This window comes from Campylobacter sp. B0100352/1 (genome assembly GCF_020135855.1).
GTDB lineage: Bacteria > Campylobacterota > Campylobacteria > Campylobacterales > Campylobacteraceae > Campylobacter_D > Campylobacter_D taeniopygiae.
Genome location: NZ_JACHTP010000106.1, coordinates 1 through 458, shown reverse-complemented (window position 1 = coordinate 458; position 458 = coordinate 1). Strand labels below are relative to the sequence as shown.

Sequence of the window (458 nt, the reverse complement as noted above, 5' to 3'; positions counted from 1 at the left end):
TTCTCATCTTATTCTTCAGGCCAATGCTAATCCAAATATAATTTATGTTTCTTATCACAGCACTAAAGATATTAATACTCCTGCTCAAAATAAAATAGAACTTTATAAATGCTTAAAGCAACTTAATTTTGATGCAACTTTACATCTAATCCAAGATGAAGAAGATATTGATGGTAAATATATTAAAAGTTTGGAACATGGTATGAGATTAAACAATAGAGCTTTATTTGAAAAAGAACTTCCTTTAATGCTTGAAAAATTAAAAGATAGAAAATCTCCTATGAGGGAAAATTCTATTTCTTATCCTTGCAAAAACAAAGTTTTTAAATTTAAAGATGAGGGTGATAAATTTAAGCTTGAGATTACTTAAAAGATAAAATTTCTTGCGTAACTCTTTTAGATTTTTTAACTTGTTTGAAATAAATTCAAACAAGTTAATCTTTCATAGCAAGTTCTAA

Annotated in this window: 1 protein-coding gene; it reads left to right on the top strand. The window is 25.5% G+C overall.

What is annotated here, in order from left to right:
* Positions 1-370, top strand: a 370-nt coding sequence (locus H2279_RS08740; protein WP_337196300.1) for a DUF2920 family protein, incomplete at its 5' end; no start/stop codon positions are given.
* Positions 371-458 lie beyond the last annotated feature (88 nt).